At 45.6% G+C, this 20,563-nt stretch carries 17 protein-coding genes and 2 pseudogenes; 12 read left to right on the forward strand and 7 right to left on the reverse strand.

Annotation, left to right across the window (positions count from 1 at the left end):
- Positions 1-12: 12 nt before the first annotated feature.
- A complete protein-coding gene (locus REC12_RS03165; RefSeq protein ID WP_308892316.1) occupies positions 13-618 on the forward strand; it encodes an HD domain-containing protein in 606 nt (201 codons plus the stop codon).
- Between the two features lie 109 nt (positions 619-727).
- A complete protein-coding gene (locus REC12_RS03170; RefSeq protein ID WP_308892317.1) occupies positions 728-1,165 on the forward strand; it encodes an NUDIX hydrolase in 438 nt (145 codons plus the stop codon).
- A gap of 238 nt (positions 1,166-1,403) precedes the next feature.
- Here the strand turns inward: REC12_RS03170 and REC12_RS03175 are convergent, their stop codons facing one another.
- On the reverse strand, positions 1,404-2,081 hold the full coding sequence (locus REC12_RS03175; RefSeq protein WP_308892319.1) for a flavodoxin family protein: 678 nt from the start codon (positions 2,079-2,081) through the stop codon (positions 1,404-1,406).
- On the reverse strand, positions 2,078-2,659 hold the full coding sequence (locus REC12_RS03180) for an NAD(P)H-dependent oxidoreductase (protein WP_308892321.1): 582 nt from the start codon (positions 2,657-2,659) through the stop codon (positions 2,078-2,080). Before REC12_RS03180 ends, REC12_RS03175 begins: the two co-directional genes overlap by 4 nt.
- A gap of 110 nt (positions 2,660-2,769) precedes the next feature.
- Here REC12_RS03180 and REC12_RS03185 point away from each other — a divergent pair, with 110 nt between their 5' ends.
- Complete coding sequence (locus REC12_RS03185) at positions 2,770-3,378, forward strand: TetR/AcrR family transcriptional regulator (protein ID WP_308892323.1); 609 nt, start codon at positions 2,770-2,772, stop codon at positions 3,376-3,378.
- Between the two features lie 273 nt (positions 3,379-3,651).
- On the opposite strand, the pseudogene REC12_RS26585 reads toward REC12_RS03185, so the two are convergent.
- From REC12_RS26585 to REC12_RS03205, 4 genes and pseudogenes are all read right to left on the reverse strand, one after another.
- Positions 3,652-3,930 (reverse strand): annotated as a pseudogene (locus REC12_RS26585) (flagellin); the annotation flags it as partial.
- 2,937 nt (positions 3,931-6,867) lie between these two features.
- Positions 6,868-7,224: pseudogene (locus tag REC12_RS26590) on the reverse strand (flagellin N-terminal helical domain-containing protein); the annotation flags it as partial.
- A gap of 211 nt (positions 7,225-7,435) precedes the next feature.
- Positions 7,436-7,612 carry a carbon storage regulator gene (locus tag REC12_RS03200; RefSeq protein WP_308892325.1) on the reverse strand — a complete coding sequence of 59 codons (177 nt, stop codon included), beginning with the start codon at positions 7,610-7,612 and terminating at the stop codon, positions 7,436-7,438.
- A 123-nt stretch (positions 7,613-7,735) separates the two neighbouring features.
- Positions 7,736-7,933, reverse strand: coding sequence for a carbon storage regulator (locus tag REC12_RS03205; protein WP_308892326.1), 198 nt, complete (start codon positions 7,931-7,933; stop codon positions 7,736-7,738).
- 544 nt (positions 7,934-8,477) lie between these two features.
- Here REC12_RS03205 and REC12_RS03210 point away from each other — a divergent pair.
- The 9 genes from REC12_RS03210 (at position 8,478) to REC12_RS03250 (ending at position 18,454) form a co-directional block, all read left to right on the forward strand.
- On the forward strand, positions 8,478-9,914 hold the full coding sequence (locus REC12_RS03210; RefSeq protein WP_308892328.1) for a sigma-54 interaction domain-containing protein: 1,437 nt from the start codon (positions 8,478-8,480) through the stop codon (positions 9,912-9,914).
- 419 nt (positions 9,915-10,333) lie between these two features.
- Positions 10,334-12,184, forward strand: coding sequence for a fumarate reductase/succinate dehydrogenase flavoprotein subunit (locus REC12_RS03215; protein WP_308892330.1), 1,851 nt, complete (start codon positions 10,334-10,336; stop codon positions 12,182-12,184).
- A gap of 3 nt (positions 12,185-12,187) precedes the next feature.
- Positions 12,188-12,415, forward strand: a complete 228-nt coding sequence (locus tag REC12_RS03220) for a 4Fe-4S dicluster domain-containing protein (RefSeq protein WP_308892331.1) — start codon at positions 12,188-12,190, stop codon at positions 12,413-12,415.
- Between the two features lie 34 nt (positions 12,416-12,449).
- On the forward strand, positions 12,450-12,869 hold the full coding sequence (locus tag REC12_RS03225) for a hypothetical protein (RefSeq protein WP_308892333.1): 420 nt from the start codon (positions 12,450-12,452) through the stop codon (positions 12,867-12,869).
- A gap of 34 nt (positions 12,870-12,903) precedes the next feature.
- Positions 12,904-13,101, forward strand: a complete 198-nt coding sequence (locus tag REC12_RS03230; RefSeq protein ID WP_308892335.1) for a hypothetical protein — start codon at positions 12,904-12,906, stop codon at positions 13,099-13,101.
- A gap of 369 nt (positions 13,102-13,470) precedes the next feature.
- A complete protein-coding gene (locus REC12_RS03235; RefSeq protein ID WP_308892337.1) occupies positions 13,471-14,895 on the forward strand; it encodes an MFS transporter in 1,425 nt (474 codons plus the stop codon).
- Between the two features lie 538 nt (positions 14,896-15,433).
- The gene (locus REC12_RS03240; protein WP_308892338.1) at positions 15,434-16,063 is read left to right on the forward strand and encodes a CatB-related O-acetyltransferase; all 630 of its coding nucleotides are present in this window, start codon (positions 15,434-15,436) and stop codon (positions 16,061-16,063) included.
- Positions 16,064-16,262: 199 nt separating this feature from the next.
- Positions 16,263-16,946: a response regulator transcription factor gene (locus REC12_RS03245; RefSeq protein WP_308892339.1), complete on the forward strand. Its 684-nt coding sequence runs from the start codon at positions 16,263-16,265 to the stop codon at positions 16,944-16,946.
- Positions 16,943-18,454, forward strand: coding sequence for a sensor histidine kinase (locus REC12_RS03250; protein ID WP_308892340.1), 1,512 nt, complete (start codon positions 16,943-16,945; stop codon positions 18,452-18,454). Before REC12_RS03245 ends, REC12_RS03250 begins: the two co-directional genes overlap by 4 nt.
- A gap of 239 nt (positions 18,455-18,693) precedes the next feature.
- Here the strand turns inward: REC12_RS03250 and REC12_RS03255 are convergent, their stop codons facing one another.
- A complete protein-coding gene (locus REC12_RS03255; protein ID WP_308892342.1) occupies positions 18,694-20,058 on the reverse strand; it encodes a Na+/H+ antiporter NhaC family protein in 1,365 nt (454 codons plus the stop codon).
- Between the last annotated feature and the right edge of the window lie 505 nt (positions 20,059-20,563).

Below are 20,563 nucleotides of genomic sequence, written 5' to 3' on the forward strand. Positions count from 1 at the left end.
GAAGGAGATATTATGTTAAGTCCCGTAGAAGCAGAAAGAGAGCTGTCAATAGGTGCTCAACTGAATCCAGGACCCTGGATAAGACATAGCATGTCTGTTGGCTTGAATGCTAAATTGATTGCAGATAAAATTGATATATTAGATAGCAATCAAGCCTATGTTATGGGATTATTACATGATATAGGTCGCAGAGAAGGCATAAAATCGATTATGCATACAATTGATGGGTATGATTATATGATGAGTTTAAATCAAAAGGAGATTGCCAGAATATGTTTAACACATTCATATCCAATACAAGATGTAAATACGTTTTTTGGAAAATTTGATTGCACAGAAGAACAGAAGGTTTTCTTATCATGTTTTATAAAGAATGCAATATATAATGATTATGATCGATTAATCCAATTGTGTGACGCAATATCATTGCCAAATGGTGCTTGTATAATGGAGAAAAGATTAATTGATGTGGCATTAAGACACGGTTTACCAGGTTTCACTATTGATAAATGGAAGGCATTTTTAGAATTAAAAAATCATTTTGATAAATTGTGTGATTGCAATGTATATACACTATTACCAAATGTAGTGGAAAATTCTTATGATAGTTTGCTGTAAATTCCAATTTGGTACCTGACCCATATAATTTGCCGCCCGAAGAGTAAAAGTCTTTCTTGATTCAGAAAATTTTGACATATTAAAGCCAGAAGGTAGAGGAAGAATAAGCATGCTGGAAGTTAGGTTTCATGATAGGGTTGCAGACTGCCAATTAAAATTTGCGGTAATTGCATCAAGAAGTAATGGGAAATGGGTTTTTTGCAAACATAAGGAACGGACTACATACGAATTTCCCGGTGGTCACAGGGAAAAAGGCGAGAATATTTTTGATACGGCAAAAAGAGAACTCTATGAAGAGATAGGGGCATTGGATTACAGTATTAAGCCGATTTGCTTTTATTCTGTCATTGGAAAAAACAGAGTTAATGAAACTGGCGAAGAAACATTCGGTATGCTGTACTATGCGGACATAAAAACATTCACTCAGGATTTGCACAGTGAGATGGAGAAGGTTGTTTTAATGGATGGATTACCTGACAACTGGACATATCCTGAAATCCAACCGAAACTGTTGGAAAGAGTATTGGCCGGAGCCCAATCATTTTGATTTCAGTCTGACGATAAAGATATCTGCTCAATTCCGAAAATCTTTTTCACCCGATTACAGCAAAAACAGACCGTCGATTTTTTCGATAGTCTGTTTTTTAAGTTATCAGGAAAAATGGGATGAGATGGTTGATATACTCTAACTTACTGAAAGAATGTTATTTCTCCATTTCTTTTACGATGCCGACCGTCTTGGCTTTTTGCTTGCTTGTAATTAGCCATTTCGCTTGAATAAAATGTTATTCCGCTCTTTGATAGGGCCTACGATAAAGATCCGCCTTTTTAAGCCCATTTTTCTTTGCCTGCTGTTTCCAGCCCATCCCGCCCATAAAGAAATACAGTCTGCGTGGGAAGTTCGGCTGAATCAAGACGTTTTCAAGAGTCTGTGTGGCCTCACCGTGGAGATCATCGGCCAAGGTCCGAATAGCCGCCTCCAGTTTCGCATAAGCTTTTTTCACAGGTCCGACCCCTTCGGCAGAGGAGATCATCGGGCCGCCGCCGATCAGTATGCCGAAACGGAACCGTGCGCCGATATGGCGGCTGAAGCAACCGATCACCCGCACAGCCTCCGCATTGATTTCGGGCTCGGGAAAGCCGCAATTCACGAGGGCATAGACCTTCGCGGGCTTTTTCTGCCCGGCGTGTTCCCGGCAATATTTTTCGTAATCCTCCAGAAAGCGTGTGAAAAGTCCTGGCAGACAGAAATAATAGAGCGGGAAGGCAAAGATGACGGCATCTGTCTCAAGTAGTTTTGCATAATCCGGCTCCGGGCCGTTTTTCAGGCTTTGGCGGACGTTTACGGAGAACTTTTCAAATTCACTGTTATTTAAAGCAGCATCCACACGCGCCAGGAATCCAGCGGAAGCGGTTTTCTCTTCAAGCCGCGGGCTGCCGTTGATCAATATAACCTTTTTCACAGCGCCTGCACCTCTTTTCTCCTTCTGGGGCTGCCGTTTACGCCGAGTGTACTAAACAGGCCCCTTATCTTTTCGCTATCGGCCTCGCCCTGAAAGACTTCGACGCCGACACCGTAGCGGTGCTTTGCGGTGATGTCAAGAAAGAGCTGTGCTTCTTCCTGATCCAGCCCTTCGCTGTGGCCAATGATAAACAGCGCGGGGTATCTTTCGTAGCGCGGCGGGTGCATCGTGGAGCCGTCCGGTCTGCGGTAGAAGAAGGGGAGCATGTTTGGCAGCGTGCGGTCTATGGCGTTCTTGATGTTTGCGCTGAACTGACCGAAGACAACCGGACTGAGGAAAACGACCACCTCGCTGTTCATATAGCACCGGTCAAGTTCTGCCATCTCGTCTTTGATCACGCATTCGCCCGGCTTCTTGATCCAGCAGCCGAAGCAGCCCATGCAGGAATGAAGTCCGCGCCCAAGCTCCCGAACCTGCGTCTCGAACCCTTTTCCCGCAAGCAGCTCTGTGGTAAGCTTGCTGAGTCTGGCATAGACGCCGGTCTTATATTCCCCGTCCGTTAGAATCAATGCCTTCATATCATCACTCCCTTATATGTTACCATTGTCAACATTGTTATCAGGATAGCACAGTAAGTTGCCAGTGTCAACATTGCTGTGCTATAATATTTTACAGGAGAGTGAATTCATTGAACGTCGAAACCTATCATCACGAGAATCTCAGGGAAGAACTGATCGAAAACGGCCTTAAACTATTGGATACCGAGGGCTACGATGGCTTTTCACTGCGCAAAGTGGCGAAAGTCTGCGGTGTGAGCCACACCGCGCCCTACCGGCATTTTAAAGATAAGGAAGAGCTGATCGCGGCCATTGCCGCCAAGGTGCTCCACCAGTTCAACGCTAGCCTCAAAACCGCCATTGCACAGTATCCGGGCGATGTGCGCGGGCAGGTGAAGGAGATGGGATGTGCCTACGTCCGGTTTTTCGTGGAAAACCCCGCCTACTTGCGTCTGCTGTTTTTTAGCGATATTTCTCGCTGGATCGACGGCAAACTCGCGAACGGCGCTGAGACGCTGGAAAAACCGGAGATGACCTTTTACGAAGTAATCAATCGCTATGCGGCCGAAGACAGCGCCATAGACCCTGGAGATGCGCTTGAAAGAAAAGCGCTTACTTTGGGAGCGTGGGGATTGGTGCACGGTATCACCGTATTGCTGGTACAGGGGGATTTTCCTTACGAAGGAGATTACATGGAGGTCGTACGGAAGATTATCTGGAAAGGTATGGGGCTAGGCTGAGAAGCAGGTTTCCAAGTTTGCCGTTATGAACTTCTACCGGAAAGCAAAAGCTCTTAAAATTGCTGTGCAGGCAAGTTTAAGAGCTTTTGTTTTGTTCTACGCCAGGTATGGTAGAAAATATCACGACCGAAAAAGGCGTATTGCTTAAGGCCAGCCGATCCCTCCAGGTCAAAGAAGCTTTTGGGACACTCAAAATGAAGGGAGCAGCGCTCACCACTTTTATAAAGTAGTTTTGCGCTACTCCTTCGATTAAGAATTAGATTAAGAATTAGATTAACGGAGTAATTGGAGAACCCCTTGCGGTTGTTGGTTAGCTTGTGCCAGCATAGCTTGTGCGGCTTGCTGGAGAATGTTGTTCTTTTGGAATTCAGTCATTTCCGTGGCCATGTCAACATCACGGATGTTGGCTTCAGCGGTGGTGATGTTTTGGGAAGCAGTTCCTAAGTTATTGATGGTATGCTCTAAGCGGTTTTGATAAGCACCAAGATTGGAACGTTCCGCCGATACAGCACTTGTCGCATCGTCGATAACACTGATAGCAGCGGTTGCTTTGTCCGCAGTTGAAATATCGAGGGCAAACTCAACATTGGTGTTATCCGTGCCATTGTTAACGGTAGCTATTGCCGTATATGAAGCCACTGAGCCGTCTTTGGCTTCAACAGTGCTCGCAGAACCATCACCGCTGATGCCAAGAGATATCGATCTCATATCACCGATATTAACTGTCATAGTTTGACCGGAGTTTGCACCAATCTGTAATTTCGCTTGGAAATCACCTTCAGTGGAACTCTTTGTCTGAACTACAGGAGCAGTTGAGCTGGCACCTGCTGCCGTTTGGGTGAGAACCAGGTTACCTGTCGAGGAATCAACCGATGCAGTGTAGTTTGCTTTCAGGCTGGCGTTGGTGTTGATAGCATCCGCCAGTTCTTGTGTTTGGTCGGCGACACTATCAGTCACTTTAATTGCTGTTCCATTGCTATAACCGACATTAGCAACTTTGTTGGAAACATTAATCTGCTGTCCGTCCAGGACAAAAGCTGCGCCGTTGGCAAGCAGGTCGCCGACACTTACGGAGTATTGGCCTTGGGTCCCCGTTCCACTAACTTTAGCATCTGTAGTTTTCAGGTCAACACCAGTAGCCGTTGTTTCCGTCAACTCAATCGTAGAACCTGAACCACCGACACTGTAAGAACCGGCCAGAGTGCTGTTCAGAGCAATGGCAGTACGCAGGCTTGCGGCTTGCTGAGTCATATCGCCGCCGGAAATGTTAAACTGACCTTTGCTGGCGACAGCCCCACCGTCGACTGCTGTGAAGGTTTGCCCTTTAATGGTTACCATGTCACCGGCGGCAAAAGCTTTGGTGATATCTAAGCTATAATCGCCTTTCACTGCCGGAGTTCCGCCAACGAGGGTTGCACTGCTTAAATTAATATCGTTGCCGACCTCTTCCGTATCCCAGTTACCAGTGGACTTAACGGTATAGTTTGTAAAATCCACACCGTTTTGAGTGCCCAAAGCTTGGATAGCGGATTGAATATTAGCGGCAGTATTTTTATAGGCCGCATCACTCGCCAAACTGATAGTCAGGTTACCGCTGGCATCACTTGCCACGTGCAGAGCATTGGCCCCCCAAGCATCTGCAGCTTGACTTTGCCTGATGGTAACAGTCTTCAGGTCGTTTCCTGAGCTATCGGAAATGATTAATTTGTTATCAGTTCCTGCTCCCGCAACGGTAACAGCTGCTAAAGCCGTACCGGCTGCTTGACCGGCATTCTCTTTTACAACAATTTCACCGGCATTAGCTGAACCGGAGGCCGTAAATCTCTGATTTAAAGTTGTGTTAGCATTAATGGCTACCCGCAGGCTTCTCGCTTGATCGTCAGCCGTAGCACCGCTCGCGGCTCCGGCGGTTGAGACATTACCGGCAGTGGAACCAAATAAGGCATCAATATGGGCTTGATCAGCATTGGCAGAACTTGTATATGTCACTGCGGCGCCAGCACTTGTCTTAGAAACGATCTCCAGTTTACCGGCAGCATTGAAAGACACGTCAGCGACAGAACCTAATGTCGCTCCGCCTGCACTGGTTGCTCCTTTGATAATTGAAAGTGCTTCTTCCTGAGTCAGTGAGCCATTAAATTTGGCTAAATCAGAGTTATTAAGAGTATAGTTTGTACCCTCGACTCCGAATGTCACGGTATCCGCTAATCCTGCTGTTGTCGGAGCGGCTTTGGTAACAAGGCCGGCCAGTGTTGTGGCGCCCGCAGTTACAGTAACACCGAGAGCGTTAGCGCTTGTGCCTTGTGATCCATCCCCTTTAATCGTTAAAGCCGCTCCAGTGTCGGAGAAAGTATAGTGAGCTAAAGGACCGGAGGAACCGCCCGCGGTTTTCGCTGCGTTTAACCCGGCCATAATGGCATCGGCAGCGTCCTGCACCGATCCACCTGTTACGACATTAACAGTTACAGCCGTTCCGGTTGCCCCTGCTTGCACTGTACCTGCCGTGGAGGTGTGTGTAGCATCAGCGGAGGCAGCATTAATTGTAACGTTAACACCATTAAATTGAACTGTGGCAGTACCGGCAACGGCAAAACCGGTTGTAACGGCATCCATATCCCATTCGACCTGTGTTAAGCCGCTTGCACCGCTGCCGCTGGTCATATCCTTTGTTAGATCGGCTGCCGCTCCGCCTTGGAGATAACCATTCTTGGCGTCAATATTAAACTGACCTTTACTGGCATCAGCTCCGCTCGACACTGCAGTAAACGTTTGTCCGCCGACATTGATTGTATCTCCCGCTTCATCAAAGGTATTAGTTATGGTAAAGGTATTAGTTCCTTGTGTTTCGGTAACGCCACCAGACATTGCCTGAGAATACAAAGTCTTCGCCGTAGCGGTTTGAGTGGAATCTTCCATGTTCGTTAAAGGATCGGAAGAATTCGCTTGTGTCGGAGCAGTAATCGTTACACCTGAAGAACCATAACCGGACATGTTGGAGAGATAATTATACAGGCTGCCTACATTTTGCGTACCGGTAAAGCTGGAATTACCACTGGCATCAGTACCAATATTAAAGCTGATTATTTTATTGGTTGAATCTGTTGTAACCGTATCAGCTTGGGAAGTTCCCGCTTGTTGCGTAATTTGTATAGTGTAACCATTTAAGGCATCACTGTTTGTGGATGAAGAGAACGTCAACTCTGCCATGGTTGCTGAAGCCGCATGGCCGGCAACACTGGTTTGTGTTTGCGCTGTTGTTCCCACAGCCCCGGTAGCCTCAGCTTTGTTCCCCTCAACCCAGGCCGAGGAGGCCACTGCCGCAACGCTCTTGGTGTTAACCGTCAAGTCTGATGTTGCTCCGACCGCTACGCCAGTCACACCTGCAACGTCTGTATTTGTTGCCTGAGCAGTTGTCACAACAGGGGCGGTAGTCCCTTTTAACAGCTTCTGGGTGTTAAACTCAGTCGTATTGCCAATCCGGTTGATTTCGGAAGTCAGTTGGTTCATTTCCGTCTGCATCGCCGTACGGTCATCCGTGGTGTTCGTATCGTTGGATGCCTGGACTGCGAGTTCGCGCATCCGCTGGAGAATACTGGTGGTCTCGTTTAAAGCGCCTTCAGCAGTGGATACCATGTTGATACCATTTTGCGCGTTGCTGCTGGCTTGATTCAAACCACTGATTTGGCCGCGCATTTTTTCGGAAATAGCCAATCCGGCCGCATCGTCAGCCGCGCTGTTGATGCGCAGACCGGAGGACAGTTTTGACAAAGCGCTTTGGGTGTTCTTCTCGTTAATGCCTAACTGGCGAATGGTGTTAAGGGCTGCGATATTTGTGTTGATAATCATGATAAAACCTCCGTGTTTCTTTTTTAAACTTCCGTGTATTTATAACAAGCCTCATGGCCACTCGGCTTATTACCGTGAAATTAGAATCTGAAAACTAAAAAAGGACGAGCTTTGCTGCATTCGATCCGGCGTCCTGCCGAGAATGAGCAAAAGTCATCGTCCTTGGAGTAGGTTATATGTTAAAGCACTGTCAACTTGAATTGGCTTTGCCTTAAGTGGTCTCAGGGGGCCTATTTTGTTCCTCGTACAATTCTCCCCGAGTGATGGGGGTGTTTTTGGGAGCCTCAATGGCCAGTCTCAAATCGCCAAAGTCACTTTTCACGACTTTAACCATGATGTCATCGCCAATCATCACATATTCGCCCGGCTTTCTTCCTAATACCAGCATACTTTTTCCTCCTTGATTTAATAAACAACAAAAAAAGAGCAAATACTTCAAATCTTCTCCCGCATCCTGCAGGAGTGGATTTGACTTATTTGCTCGTCCTTGTAATTATCTTTAGTTTGAATGTTATTGGTTATAACGTTGCTGTCCCTTGAGTGGGAAAGAACTGTTTAAACTTTTATACAATTCCCCGCGAGTGATCATCGTATTTTGGGGGGCCGTAATGGCAAGTCTTAAATCTCCCGTATTACTTCTGATGACTTTGACCATGATGTCGTTGCCAATCATAATGTACTCGCCGGGTTTTCTGCCTAACACCAGCACTCTTGTTCCTCCTATTCTTTGTATCGTAAGATTACTTCAAAAGCTTAAGCGTCTTTTTAAAAATATCCTCAAAATTTTTATAGCTTGCCGCTAATTTAAGACACCTCCTTCACAGTTGCTTGCCCAGCGGGTGGAATCAGGTCTGACAGCTTTTACTGATTTAAAATGCTTTAATCTAATTGTATTTTAGCCTGTAGAAATGTCACTGATTTAGGGAGAAGAGGTCGTTTTTAAGAGGTAAGATTCTTTACAACGAGTTTAGATGCTTAGGCTAGCATCGTATTTTCTGCAAATATCAACAGTCGTCGCCACCGCTCACAGACAATTTCGCTTCAAAGGCGCCTGAAAACGGCAAAAAAAAACTTGTTACATTATATAAAAAATCCTTATTTTTAAGATAAAAAAGCCTTATAATTAGAAGGGGGAGTAGTTCTTATTCCAGTCGGACTATAGAGAAAGTTTCTGTTCGTTTGAAAAAATTAGCCACTACAATTACCAGGTATAAAATGGCGCATGTAAAATCGCACCTACGAGGGGGATTGTTATGGAAAAAATGAACAATACTGCAGTAAATTATTTTAATAAGGAATTCTCCATCGGCCTCTTCCCGGAAATTGAGGAAGCTCGGGAAAAAGCTCTTGAATTGGACGCAATTCTTGACTGGTCTCACGATGGAATCTGGATAATGGATGGCAAAGGCATGACTCTGCGTGTAAGCAAGTCCTGGGAAGATTTTGCCGGTATTAAACGGGAAGATATGATCGGACGGTCTGTTTATGATATTGTCAATGAAGGGTATTATTCGGATTCCGCGGCTATTCATGTCATGCAAGAGATGAAGCCGGTGAGTATTATTTATGAAACTAGAACAGGCCGTGATGCTCTGGTAACAGGCATTCCCGTGTTTGATAAAGACGGGTCAATATGGAGAATTGTTTCTAACATACGGGATATGACGGAATTATTGAGCATAAAGAGGGAACTGGAAAAAACTCAAGAAGAAATCAGACTGCTTCGGGAGCAGCAACTTCAGTCAGACAGCTTAGTCATCAGAAGCGACGGAATGAAGGAAGTAGTAAACTTTGTCAGCAGGGCCGCTCAGGCTGAGGCCACAATTCTCATCTTAGGCGATTCCGGAACGGGCAAAGAAGTGCTGGCCAAGTTAATTCATAAATTAAGCAAGCGGGGTGAAGAACAGTTTATTAAAATAAACTGCGGAGCGATTCCGGAGACCCTGATAGAGTCGGAACTTTTCGGCTATGAGGGCGGCTCCTTTACCGGTGCTCGTCAAAAGGGCAAGATTGGCTTGTTTGAAATGGCTGAAGGAGGAACCTTGTTTCTTGATGAAATTGGCGAAATGCCTTTGCAGCTCCAACCAAAGTTATTATTGGCTATCCAGGACCGTCAGGTTTATCGGGTGGGGGGAACTACACCAATTAATCTGAATGTTCGTATTATCGCAGCCACCAATCGGGATTTAAAGAAAATGGTAGCGGAAGGGAAGTTTAGAGAAGACCTCTACTACCGCTTAAATGTTGTTCCGGTTACGATTCCGCCTTTAAGGGAGCGCAAAGAAGACATCCTGCCCCTGCTGTTTCATTTCCTGGATAAATTCAATAAAAAATATAAGTTAAACAAACGATATTCGTCCCCGGCAATTAATCTGATGGTGAGTTATTCCTGGCCGGGAAATGTTCGGGAGCTTGAAAATCTTACCGAACGTTTGGTGGTCACTTCTCCCGGCGAGGAAATATGTCAGGAGCAGCTTCCCGAGGAGTTAAAAAGAGAACTGGAATTGACCGAAGTCGTGGGATGTGAATCTATAAATTTGAAAAAAGCTACTGAAAGTTTAGAGAAACGCCTTTTGCAACAGGCTTTGGAACGATTTGGGAGCACTCGTAAAGCGGCGGCTGCCTTGGGGGTCGCTCAGCCTACGGTCGTGCGCAAGGCAAAAAAATATGGCTTGCGCGTTACTGATTAAACTTTGTATCGGGTATACCATTCTGTATCACCTTGGTTTGTGGCCTTAGCCGCCCCAAGGTGATGCTTTTTTGTATCAAAGGAGAGAGGCAGTTCCACTGCCTAAGCACTAAGAGAGCTATTTGGACCGGAGGAAGGTGCAAATTCCTTGGCAAGACGTCCTTCCGCTATAAGCGCAATCAAGCAGCCGCCTGGGCAAGCTTGGCACCGGCCAAGTTTTTATTATTTAAGTAATTTAAATCACATGGGTTTGGCATAGCTTTTGCAATATCTTTGGTTGCAAGAGACCAGAAACGACAATTAAGACAGACTTTTAATCTGGTTGAGACAGTTCTTTCAGAATAGAGGTGGTATCTGTAAAAATAAGTTAAAAACTTCACTAGCCTTAAATTATCAACGATCAAAAAAGGGGGAAGAAATGTGACAGTTAGACAAATGGATGCAGATATTGTGATCCTCGGCGGTGGCAGCGCGGGCACCTTTGCTGCTATAAATGCCAAAAAAACAAATCCCAAGGCAAGAGTGGTTGTCCTTGATAAAGGACCTATTGAAACATCAGGAGCTATCGGAAGGGGAATGGATGCCCTGAATATCGTTTCTGTTCCTGGCTACGGTACCCCGGAAGATGTAGTTGAAGCTTTAACCAAGGTTACTGAAGGAGTATTGGATCAAGACTGCGCCTATGTTCTTGGGCAAAGGTCTTTGGAAATTATGAAGGATCTTGAAGAATATACCAACCGTAAACCGGGCGATCTGTTTCCCCTGGATGATAAGGGCAATTATAAGGCCAGCTACCTCCATCCTACCGAGAAACCCCTTTACATGGCCATGGACGGGGAAGACATTAAGAGGGGTTTGGCTAGACAGGTGCGTAAGCTTGGCTGTACAGTACTCGACCGTACGGCGGCAGTAAAGCTGCTGACCAAAGACGGCAAAATTGCCGGAGTCTTTGCTTTTAACATTAGAAGCGGGAAACATTATCTGATTAAGGCCCCAGCCGTTATCATCACTGCGGGTTGTGCCGGAAAATTCGGTATGCCCAGAGACGGTTATCTCAGCGGCATTTATGAGTTTCCGGGGAATACCGGCGATGGGTATTCTTTAGCTTACCAGGCGGGCGCGGAATTGGTTAACATGGAGTGTTTCCAAACGAATCTGCTGATGAAAGATTTTAACGGTCCTGCCTGCGGATATGTTGTAATACCGCGGGGAGGTTATGGAGTTAATGCTCTGGGACAGAAATATTGGAGCCATGGTTACTGGTCGGGAGATATGTTCCTTGCGGTCTGGCGTGAGTTTGTAGAAGGAAGAGGTCCGGTTTACCTGAAGATGGATCACCTGCCGGAAGACACGGTTAAAGGGTTGGAAAAGATCCTCTGGGGTACCGAACGTACGGTGCGCGGCCAGTTCCACAAGCAGCGTGACGAAGATTATCGCTGCTGGGATTCTGTGGAGCAGGGTATGGAAGAAATTACGCTTTGCAGCGGACACAGCAACTCAGGCATCTGGGTAAACAAGGATACTGAAACAACTGTTCCCGGTCTCTTTGCCGCAGGGGACTGTGCCTCGGTTCCTCACCAGTACCTGACAGGAGCTTTCGTTTTTGGCAAAATTGCCGGTCAAATGGCAGCCAATTATGCGGCTTCCGCTAAACGCGAGGCCCCGGAAATTGACGCGGAGCAACTCTGGAAAGAAACCAGTGCGGCTCTTGAGCGGGAAGACGGGCTGCCGGTTGAGCAAGTAGAGATCAAAATACGCAGCAAAATCAGTCAGTACATGACCCCGCCCAAGAGTGATCCTCTGTTTCAAAAGATGCTCTGGTGGACGGAACGGATCAGAAGAGAAGATATACCCCAGGTAAAAGTAGCTGATTTTCATGATTTGATTAAAGTAACGGAAGTGCAAAGTATTGTTGACTGTGCGGAAATGGCCGCAAGAGCCTCTCTCTTCAGGACAGAAAGCCGTTGGGGTTTGAGTCACTACCGCATGAGCCATCCCCAGCGCAATCCGGAATGGGACGGCAAGTGGGTCGCTGTGAAGAAAAACATGAGTACGGGTGAAATGGAATTGTCCAAAAAGGATGTTCCCGGCTATAAGTGGGATTACACTAAGCGGCTGGAATACGAGTATCCGAAGATGCAAATAGACATTGGCAAAGGGTATGTTCATCCGCCCAACGATACTAACGACCCGTGGATTGTGGAGAAAGTAGTCCGTGAAGGATACGATATTCCCAAGAGAATGGTTGATGCTAAGGAGGAGGAAGAATAAGGTATGGAACGATATGAGGGAAAAGCATATGAGTGGGTAAAAGTAGACCGGGATAAGTGCACCTCCTGCGGAACTTGTGTGGAACTATGTCCCAGAGATGTTCTGCGCCTGGACAACAAAAGCAATCCTTACATGGCCTATCGTGATGACTGCTGGTATTGTGACGTATGCAGGTTTGTCTGTCCTAAAGATGCCATATATCTGGAGACTGTGCCTTATCTGATCAGATAAATGTTTCCTCATCTAAATACAAGGGGGAACGGCCTTGCGTGAATTTTTTTCAGAAAAGGTTGGCTTTGGGCACTACGCTTCTAAGTCTGTTCTTGAGATATTCACTCGCGACAGGCGCTATTTTGACCAAATCTTAAACAGAAATTCGAGTTTTCGGAATCGCTACTCTCAGGCTTATAGCGATTGGGTTTCAGGTCTTAAAGAAAGTGGCGCCGGTCAAGAGGAAATCCGTCGGGAAAGAGTTATGACAGCAGTGGAACTAATGGGTGAGGAAAACGTGCAGGGATTATTTGACAGGCTGATTGCTTATATTAGCCAGGAATCCCCGGCTTGTTCCTTAATTGGAGAGATTTCGTTTAAGGAAACTTTGTCAAGTGATCCTCCGCGTGAATTGAGTAAGCATTTAGATCTTATAACTAAATTCTGGGCGAGAGTTGCTCTCCCGGAAGTGTAGCGGACCGGTTCATTAATAAGTGGGGGTGCTGGGGGTGCAAACAACCGTAGATATTCACTGCTGTGGGGACGCGATTGATGAAAACGAGTTAAGGGAGCGACAGTTTATACTGAGCTGGATCAAACAGCAGCTTTCCCGAAAGACGGGCCAGTCTGAAAAGGAAGCATTTTTAGCTAAACACAAATATGTTCTGGATTATCATGGGATTAAAAGAGAAGAGATCCTAGACTGATGAGACGGAGAATTGACAAAATTAAACGACAGCCGGTTTTAACCGGCAGTCGTTTAATTTGAAAAAGCAGGTAATTGAAAGAAGGAGTGATATCCGAAACCACAAGTTAAAAACTTCACTATTTAATCATAACAACTTAAAAGTGAACAGGATGTAACGGTAAGACACACGAATGCAGACGTTGTTATTTTTAGTGGTGGTAAGGCGGGCACTTTTGACGTGGTAAACGCTGAAAAAACAAATTTTATAGCCCCAGGGTCTAGAGAGAGAATCCTTTAAGCATCTAAGGTCAATGTATATGACATAGTGCCCGTGTTCTAGGGAAAAACAGTCATTATTGTAGCCTAGCTGGATGTGGGGGGAAAATAAATGAATGTGACTGAAAGTGAAAGGAAATTTAACCAAGGGGAATTTGTGAACGAAGTGGCGGCTCGGATCGACCGTTTACCAACAACGTGGTTTACCTATAAAATATGTATTTTGGCAGGGCTGGCGTTTATTGCCGAGGCATTTGACATTGGCTTAACAGGAAGTACACTGGTGCCTATGCAGGCAATCTGGCGTATCAGCCATTTTCAATTGGGACTGCTTTCGATTGCCAGTACCTTAGGCATCGTCGTAGGTCTGATCCCAGCAGGAGTAATGGTTGATCGTTATGGCCGGAAGATAATGATGATCGCCGGGGTAATTATTCAATGCGTCTTCACTATGGCCGCTGCCTTGTCTCATGGTGTAATGATGGTGGTAGTGATGCGCTTCTTAGCCGGTTTTGGGCAGGCGGCGGTTTTCCCGACACCCGTGGCCTATATTTCCGAATATGCGCCGCCCGCCTCTAGGGGTTCTTTCATCAGCCTGGTATTGGCTCTGCTGTATTTTACCTATCCGCTTCCTCCTTTCGTGTCAAGTTTAATCATTAAGGCCTATCCCGCTGCAATATCCTGGAAGATAATGTTCCTTACAGGCGGAATCCCTCTTTTGTTTGTAATCCCCATGGTGATATGGTTACCGGAGTCGGTCAGGTGGCTGGCGAAAAATGGGCAGGTTGAAAGGGCCCAAAAAACGCTGGTCAAGATAGAGCAAGAGGTTTCTCGACGCGCGAAAAAGCCCCTGCCGGAGTATGTTGTGGAGAACCTTCCGTTTAATACAGAAAGTTTTCCCTGGTGGGTGGCCTTCAGCCGTAAATACCTTAAGCGCACGATAATTCTTGATATCATGTACAGCGGTACGTTCATCTTTTGGTATGTGCTGTTGGTGTATGGACCGACATTTTCGGTACGGCAAGGACTCAGCAGTGCCGCGGCTCTCCGTTTTAACTCCTACCTTTTTATGGCCTGTGCCGTAGGGGCTCTTATCATGGGTATTATTTCCGATAGATTTGGCCGGAAAATAGTTATTGGCGTTTACGCCTTGCTGGGCAGCCTGGGACTAATCCTGTTCGTGTTCCACCATTCAACAACGGCGGCTATTTTGATCACCGGAGCAATGATCGGGGGATTTGGACTCGGGGTATTTCCAGCCTGTAAGGCATATATCGCCGAACAATATCCTACCGAAGTCCGCGGGCGGGGTGTGTTCTCTTGCGAAGCAGTTTCGCGGTTTGTGGGAGGAGTTCTCTTTGTCTACCTTGTCACTTATCTCATGGATACCATAGGTGTCAACTCAATTTACACGATAATGGCGATTGGGTTTGTAATCATGACCGGTGTGGTCACTGTGATATTTGGCAATGAGACTAAGTCTGTCAGTGTTGATTCGACAGAGACATTTCCTCAGCAGAGAAACTTGTCCAATTGAAAGATTACAGGACGATTTAGCGGCCCGACGAGAAATATCCCTTCATTTGTGATTTAAGATGAAGTAATGTCGAAAGAAATGTGAAAGTGCCCACAATCATTAGCCATCTATTTAATTAATTGTGAAAGTATGGCTTAATTAAGGGCAGGTGCCTTAACAGCCAAAGGATTAACGCCTCTTAGTGGGGTAATCCTTTGGCTGTTCTGGTTTTTCCCGTTTTATTTCTTTCCGGTACTTTCCGGATCAGTTGAGGGATGATATGACCATGATTCCCTTTTTTTATTGATCAAGCACAACAAGGAGAGGCAAATTCCCCACAGTTTACTCAAGTTGTTTCTTCGTAAAGGATTGGGCTTAGGGAGCATCTATGATGAACAGGCGTATTTGTGAGACTCCAGGATAGGTACTATAATAGTAAAGACCCCCCTTTTTTATGTGATTGTAAATTGGGTAAAAGAAAAAGCGCTTAACGGTGCAAAAATCGAAAGTCTGTTTTGATAAGGTAAAACGCATTATGCGCTCTGCATAGGAGAGAATTATGAATAGCTCAGGAATTTATCCAAGGACGGGCGATAAAGCAACAATTTATTTGAAGCCTGCTATTTCCAATCCGAACATTATTGTGGGAGACTATACCATGTACAATGATTTTGTAAATGATCCCAGAGAGTTTGAAAACAATAATGTTTTATATCATTATCCAATAAATAATGATAAATTAATCATTGGCAAATATTGCTCTATTGCCTGTGGGGCAAAGTTCATGTTCACCTCGGGAAATCATAGGATGGGATCGCTTTCCACTTATCCGTTTCCTTTATTTTATGAGGAATGGGAGTTAGATAGCGGAGATATGACAGATGCTTGGGATAATAAAGGTGATATTATAATAGGAAATGATGTTTGGGTTGGCTATGAAGCGGTGATTAGACAAGGAGTCCGGATAGGCGATGGAGCAATTATAGGGATGAGAGCGGTTGTGACTAAGGATGTTCCACCGTATACCATTGTTGCTGGAATACCGGCAAGAGAAATTAAAAAACGCTTTTCCCAAAGTGTAATTGCACGCTTAAGAGAACTACAGTGGTGGAATTGGGACGAGGAAACAGTGCGCAAGAATTTGCCTGATCTTATAAAGGGAAATATCGACTCTTTAAAAAAGTTGTAAGTACTCTTAGTTAATTAAAAACAACCAGATTATTTTGCTTAGATCCTTTCAATTGTTCTTCGGTATTATCCCTACATAAAGTATTTCAGCAAACTTTCAGCCGTTACTCAGGGTCAATTCAGTTCATTATATAATAATTAACTAAGATTCTTTAGGTTAATGTCGAAATATGTCTTTTTATTATTGGAGGACTTAAGTTATGCAAAATTTAAAGGGTATCAAGGTATTGCTTGTAGACGATGAACCAAATATTTTGCAGTTTTTGGAGATGGGCCTGCAAAATGAGGGATTTGAGGTGCGAACAGCGCAGGACGGAATGACAGGGGTCACCTTGGCTAAAGAGTTTCGCCCCCATATCGTGATTCTTGATGTTATGATGCCCGGTATGGACGGCTTTGAAGTTTGCCGGATGCTGAAGAAGACGGAAAACGTGGCTATAATCATGCTGACAGCTAAGGATGAAGTGGAAGACCGTGTCAAGGGATTAAATTTGGGAGCGGACGATTATGTCATGAAACCTTTTAGCTTTGAGGAATTGTTGGCTCGCATTCATGCCCGGATACGCAATCAATTCCCTAATCTGATGGGAGAAGTAGTAGCCGGTGAATTTCGCATTGATGACCGGCGCAAAGAAATCCAATACCAACAAAAAGTTTTAGAGCTGTCAACAACGGAATATGAGCTGTTAAAATTCATGGTGCTTAACCAGGGTTTGGTTTTAAGCAAGGCGAAGATCTTAGACAAAGTGTGGGGTTATGATTTCGGCGGAGATGAAAACATTGTTGAAGTTTATATCCGCTCTTTAAGAGATAAATTGAATGACAAAGAGCATAGGCTGATCCGGACCTTGCGCGGGGCGGGATATCGAGTTGACTTATTATGAAATGGTCAAACCGGTTGCGGCGTTTTTTTGTTCCCAATTCTTTGCGCTTTCAACTTTTGGCGCGTTCCCTCCTGCTCTTGGCCGGGTTGCTGGTGGTCATCGGTTTATTCCAATATGTTTTCATGCAAGGGTTTATCTACCAGAATCAAGCTAAAAGCATTCAGAATCAGGTTCAGTCGGTCCCTCCTGATGCCTGGAATTTGATGACGAATGGCGGTGATGATCAAAACTTGGGGGATAGTTCGGCTGATTCGGCAAATTCCGCTCCGAGGGATCTGCATCACCATGGGCCCTTATTTTTTCTTCCGGACGCCAATGTTGCCCTTATTGACGAGAAAGGCAATCTGACGGAGCTTTCCAATGGTTATACCAACACGGAAACTTCCCCCCATCTGGACGAACAGGAGTATCAAAATGCTCTGCGCAATAAGCGCAATTTAGAGTATAAGGTCGTTAATCCTACGGGAGGAAATGAGCAGCTGGTTGTTTTGCTGACGATTCAGCCGAGGGATCAAACTCCTGAGCTGATTCAAGTAAGCCTTAGTACCAAACCTTTGAAAGAGATGATGCTGCAGCAGTTGCTCATCTTTTTAGGGATCTCCCTGCTTGCTTTAATCGCTGGGATGCTGGCCTTTATACCGGTGTTGCGAAAAACTCTCATCCCCCTGTCGAATATGGTTGACACCGTGGAACAGATTGATGCCGGAAATCTTGCGGAACGGATACCTGTTGATCAAGGGCAGGTGGAAATAGACCGTCTGGCTAATTCCTTTAACGGGATGCTGCAAAGACTCGAAGCGTCTTTTGAAGCGGAAAAAGACTCTAAAGAGCAGATGCGCCGCTTTGTTGCCGATGCTTCCCACGAGCTGCGCACTCCCCTGACGGCCATTCATGGTTTCCTGGAGGTTCTTCTCCGAGGGGCTATGAACCAAACGGAAATGCTTCAGCGTTCATTGACGAGCATGTATGCGGAATCTGAACGCATGAAGAAACTGGTGGAAGACCTTCTTTTACTGGCCAAGCTGGACCGCTCGCCAAAAATTCAGTTGGCAGAAGAAGCCCTGGATAGGGTCATTAAGGAAATGGCCCCCCAATTGAGACTTTTGGCCGGAGACCGCAAAGTTAGCTTAAAACTCACCTCTGATTTAAAAGGCTGCGTTGATGTAGACCGCTTAAAGCAGGTTGTCCTGAACCTTTTTCACAACGCGGTCCAGCATACCGATCCGGTGAAAGGGGATATTCAGATTTCCTTGACCAAAGCTCTGGACGGGATAGAACTGACAGTGAAAGACAATGGTTCCGGGATACCGCAAGAACATCTGCCCAAGCTATTCGACCGCTTCTACCGCAGTGATTCTTCAAGGACCCGGAAGTATGGCGGTGCGGGGCTTGGCTTAGCCATCACCAAATCGCTTGTTGAGCTTCACGGGGGGACGATACGGGTAGAGAGCACTGTTGAGGAAGGGACAACTTTTTATGTCTGGCTTCCGGTCGCGGAAACCTTATGATGGCTTACCTCCTGAAAATAGAAAAAACTCCGACAGCACACTGCTAGGCTCCCTTTGTGCCGGACAGTTTAAATCATGAAACTGTCCGGCACAAGGAGGAGCCCTTTTGTGTATTCTGGAGCCCTTTGCTAAGGATTGGAACAAAGATACTTCAACAAACACTACATCTTGATACTGAAGTTGTAAATATCTGATGGCTGAAAGTTAGAACAGAAATTATAAAATACGGTGTTTATCTTCTATATGTTTTTTCTGTACTGATAGAGCGGCGAAGTTCTCAGATTAGCAATGTAGATCGAGAGTATTTGCAGCAGGGGAAGAAGGTAAAGGAAAAAGGCAAAAGGAATAAAACCCATCAGGCTTACATTTAAGGTTGAGGTAGGCACAAAACCCGCCGCATTCCAAGGGATCAGGGCCGCTAAGGGCACTGCCGTATTTTCCAGGTCAAGGGCCAGTTGGGTCTTGGCGGGTCTGCCTTCGGTGTAAACCTTATCCATTAGGGAGTGAGTTAGGACGATGGAGATTGTTTGACTGCAGCCGAGTATTGAGGTTAAAAGACTCATGATGGTTGTCGTTAAAAACTTGTTTGAGCGGGATTTGGCTTTGGCCAGAAACTGATCAAAATCCTTTAAGATATTACTCTCGGCGAATAGGCCGGCCAGGCAGCAGGAGACAAAAACGACCAAGGTCACTTTCCACATAGAAAGAATACCACCGCCCTGGAGAATTGTCTTGAGCGGACTGTCAACTTGCAGCTTAAAACCTAAAAGGGCTATTTGCAGGACAGCGAGCAGGTTGCGCCGCTGCATTTCCATGCTTATGAAACCGGCGAGAAGGATGCTGACAAGCATCGATTTTTTAACATCGACTTTTAAAAAGGCAAGAATGAGGATCACAAGAGCAGGCGAAAACACAAGCCAGTTTAAAGAAAAAAGGCGGGATATCTCAGTCAGCATAGTATTACCGGCAAATGTCAAGGGATGGTTTAAGGATAGTCCCAGATAGGCCAGGGCCGATAAGAAGAAAGGCAGCGTTCCCGTTCTGAACATGCCTTTAATGTTCTCATAAAGATTCGATGTTGTTAAATTGGCAACTAAATTAGCACTTGAAGACATAGGGGAGCAGCGGTCACCGAAATAGGCTCCGGCAATAATCGCGCCCGCCGCCATATTGGAATTGAGGTGGCCGCTTTTGGCCATGAGAATCAAGGCTAAACCAACAGTGCTGACGGTCCCGAAGGAGGTTCCCAGCAAAAAAGAGACGGCAGAGCTAATAAGAAAGGCATAGACAAGGAAGAACTTGGGGTTCAGCAGCCGTATTCCATAATAAAGGACGGCCGGTGTCGTCCCGGCTGCTATCCAGAGGGAGGTTATGGCACCCACTAAGATAAGAATCCGTACAACAATCAACGACTTCTTGCCGCCCTGATAGGACATCTGAAGGATTTCCCGCAGAGAATATCCCCTCCGCCAAGCGATGAAAGCAAAGTTAAGCCAACATAATGCCAGCGGGAAGCCGATAAATATTCCTTTTAGAGTGCAGACCACCAGAAGGGCAAAGGTCAGCACGAGGCTGATGAGAAGATAGTTGTTCTCGGCTTTCATGACAGGCTCCCTTCATTAAAACAGGACGAATTGCTTAGGCAACGTTTTGTTATGTAATTTAAAACTAAGTTATATTGTAGCACTCCTGCTTAAACTTAGGGGGTAGAAACAGAAATAAAATCCAAATCGAACGTACCGATTATTGAGTCGCTGCATAAGCTGGTGCAGCGACACCTTAAAGAAGGCGCAAAGCGGCGTTAAATGCTTGTATAAGAATTTAAGACACTACTCAGCAGGTTCTGAATAGTGTCTTTTCTCTAATAGGAGAATATTTGACCTAAAAGCTTCAAAAACCTTCTTCGCTCACAATGACGCTGCCTATAATTTGACTGTCAAATTTACAGCGGACAAACAGGATTTGGGATTAATCTCCAATATGCCTGAGTTGAATTAATCAAGGTGATGTAGTAAACTAAGAAAGACAATTGACGATTGGAGATGGAAAGATGCGTAATTTTTCTTGCTAAATGATATACAGCATAATGAAATTGGAGAAACGGTGCTG

Origin of the sequence: Candidatus Desulfosporosinus nitrosoreducens (assembly GCF_030954495.1) — a bacterium.
Taxonomy (GTDB): domain Bacteria; phylum Bacillota; class Desulfitobacteriia; order Desulfitobacteriales; family Desulfitobacteriaceae; genus Desulfosporosinus; species Desulfosporosinus nitrosoreducens.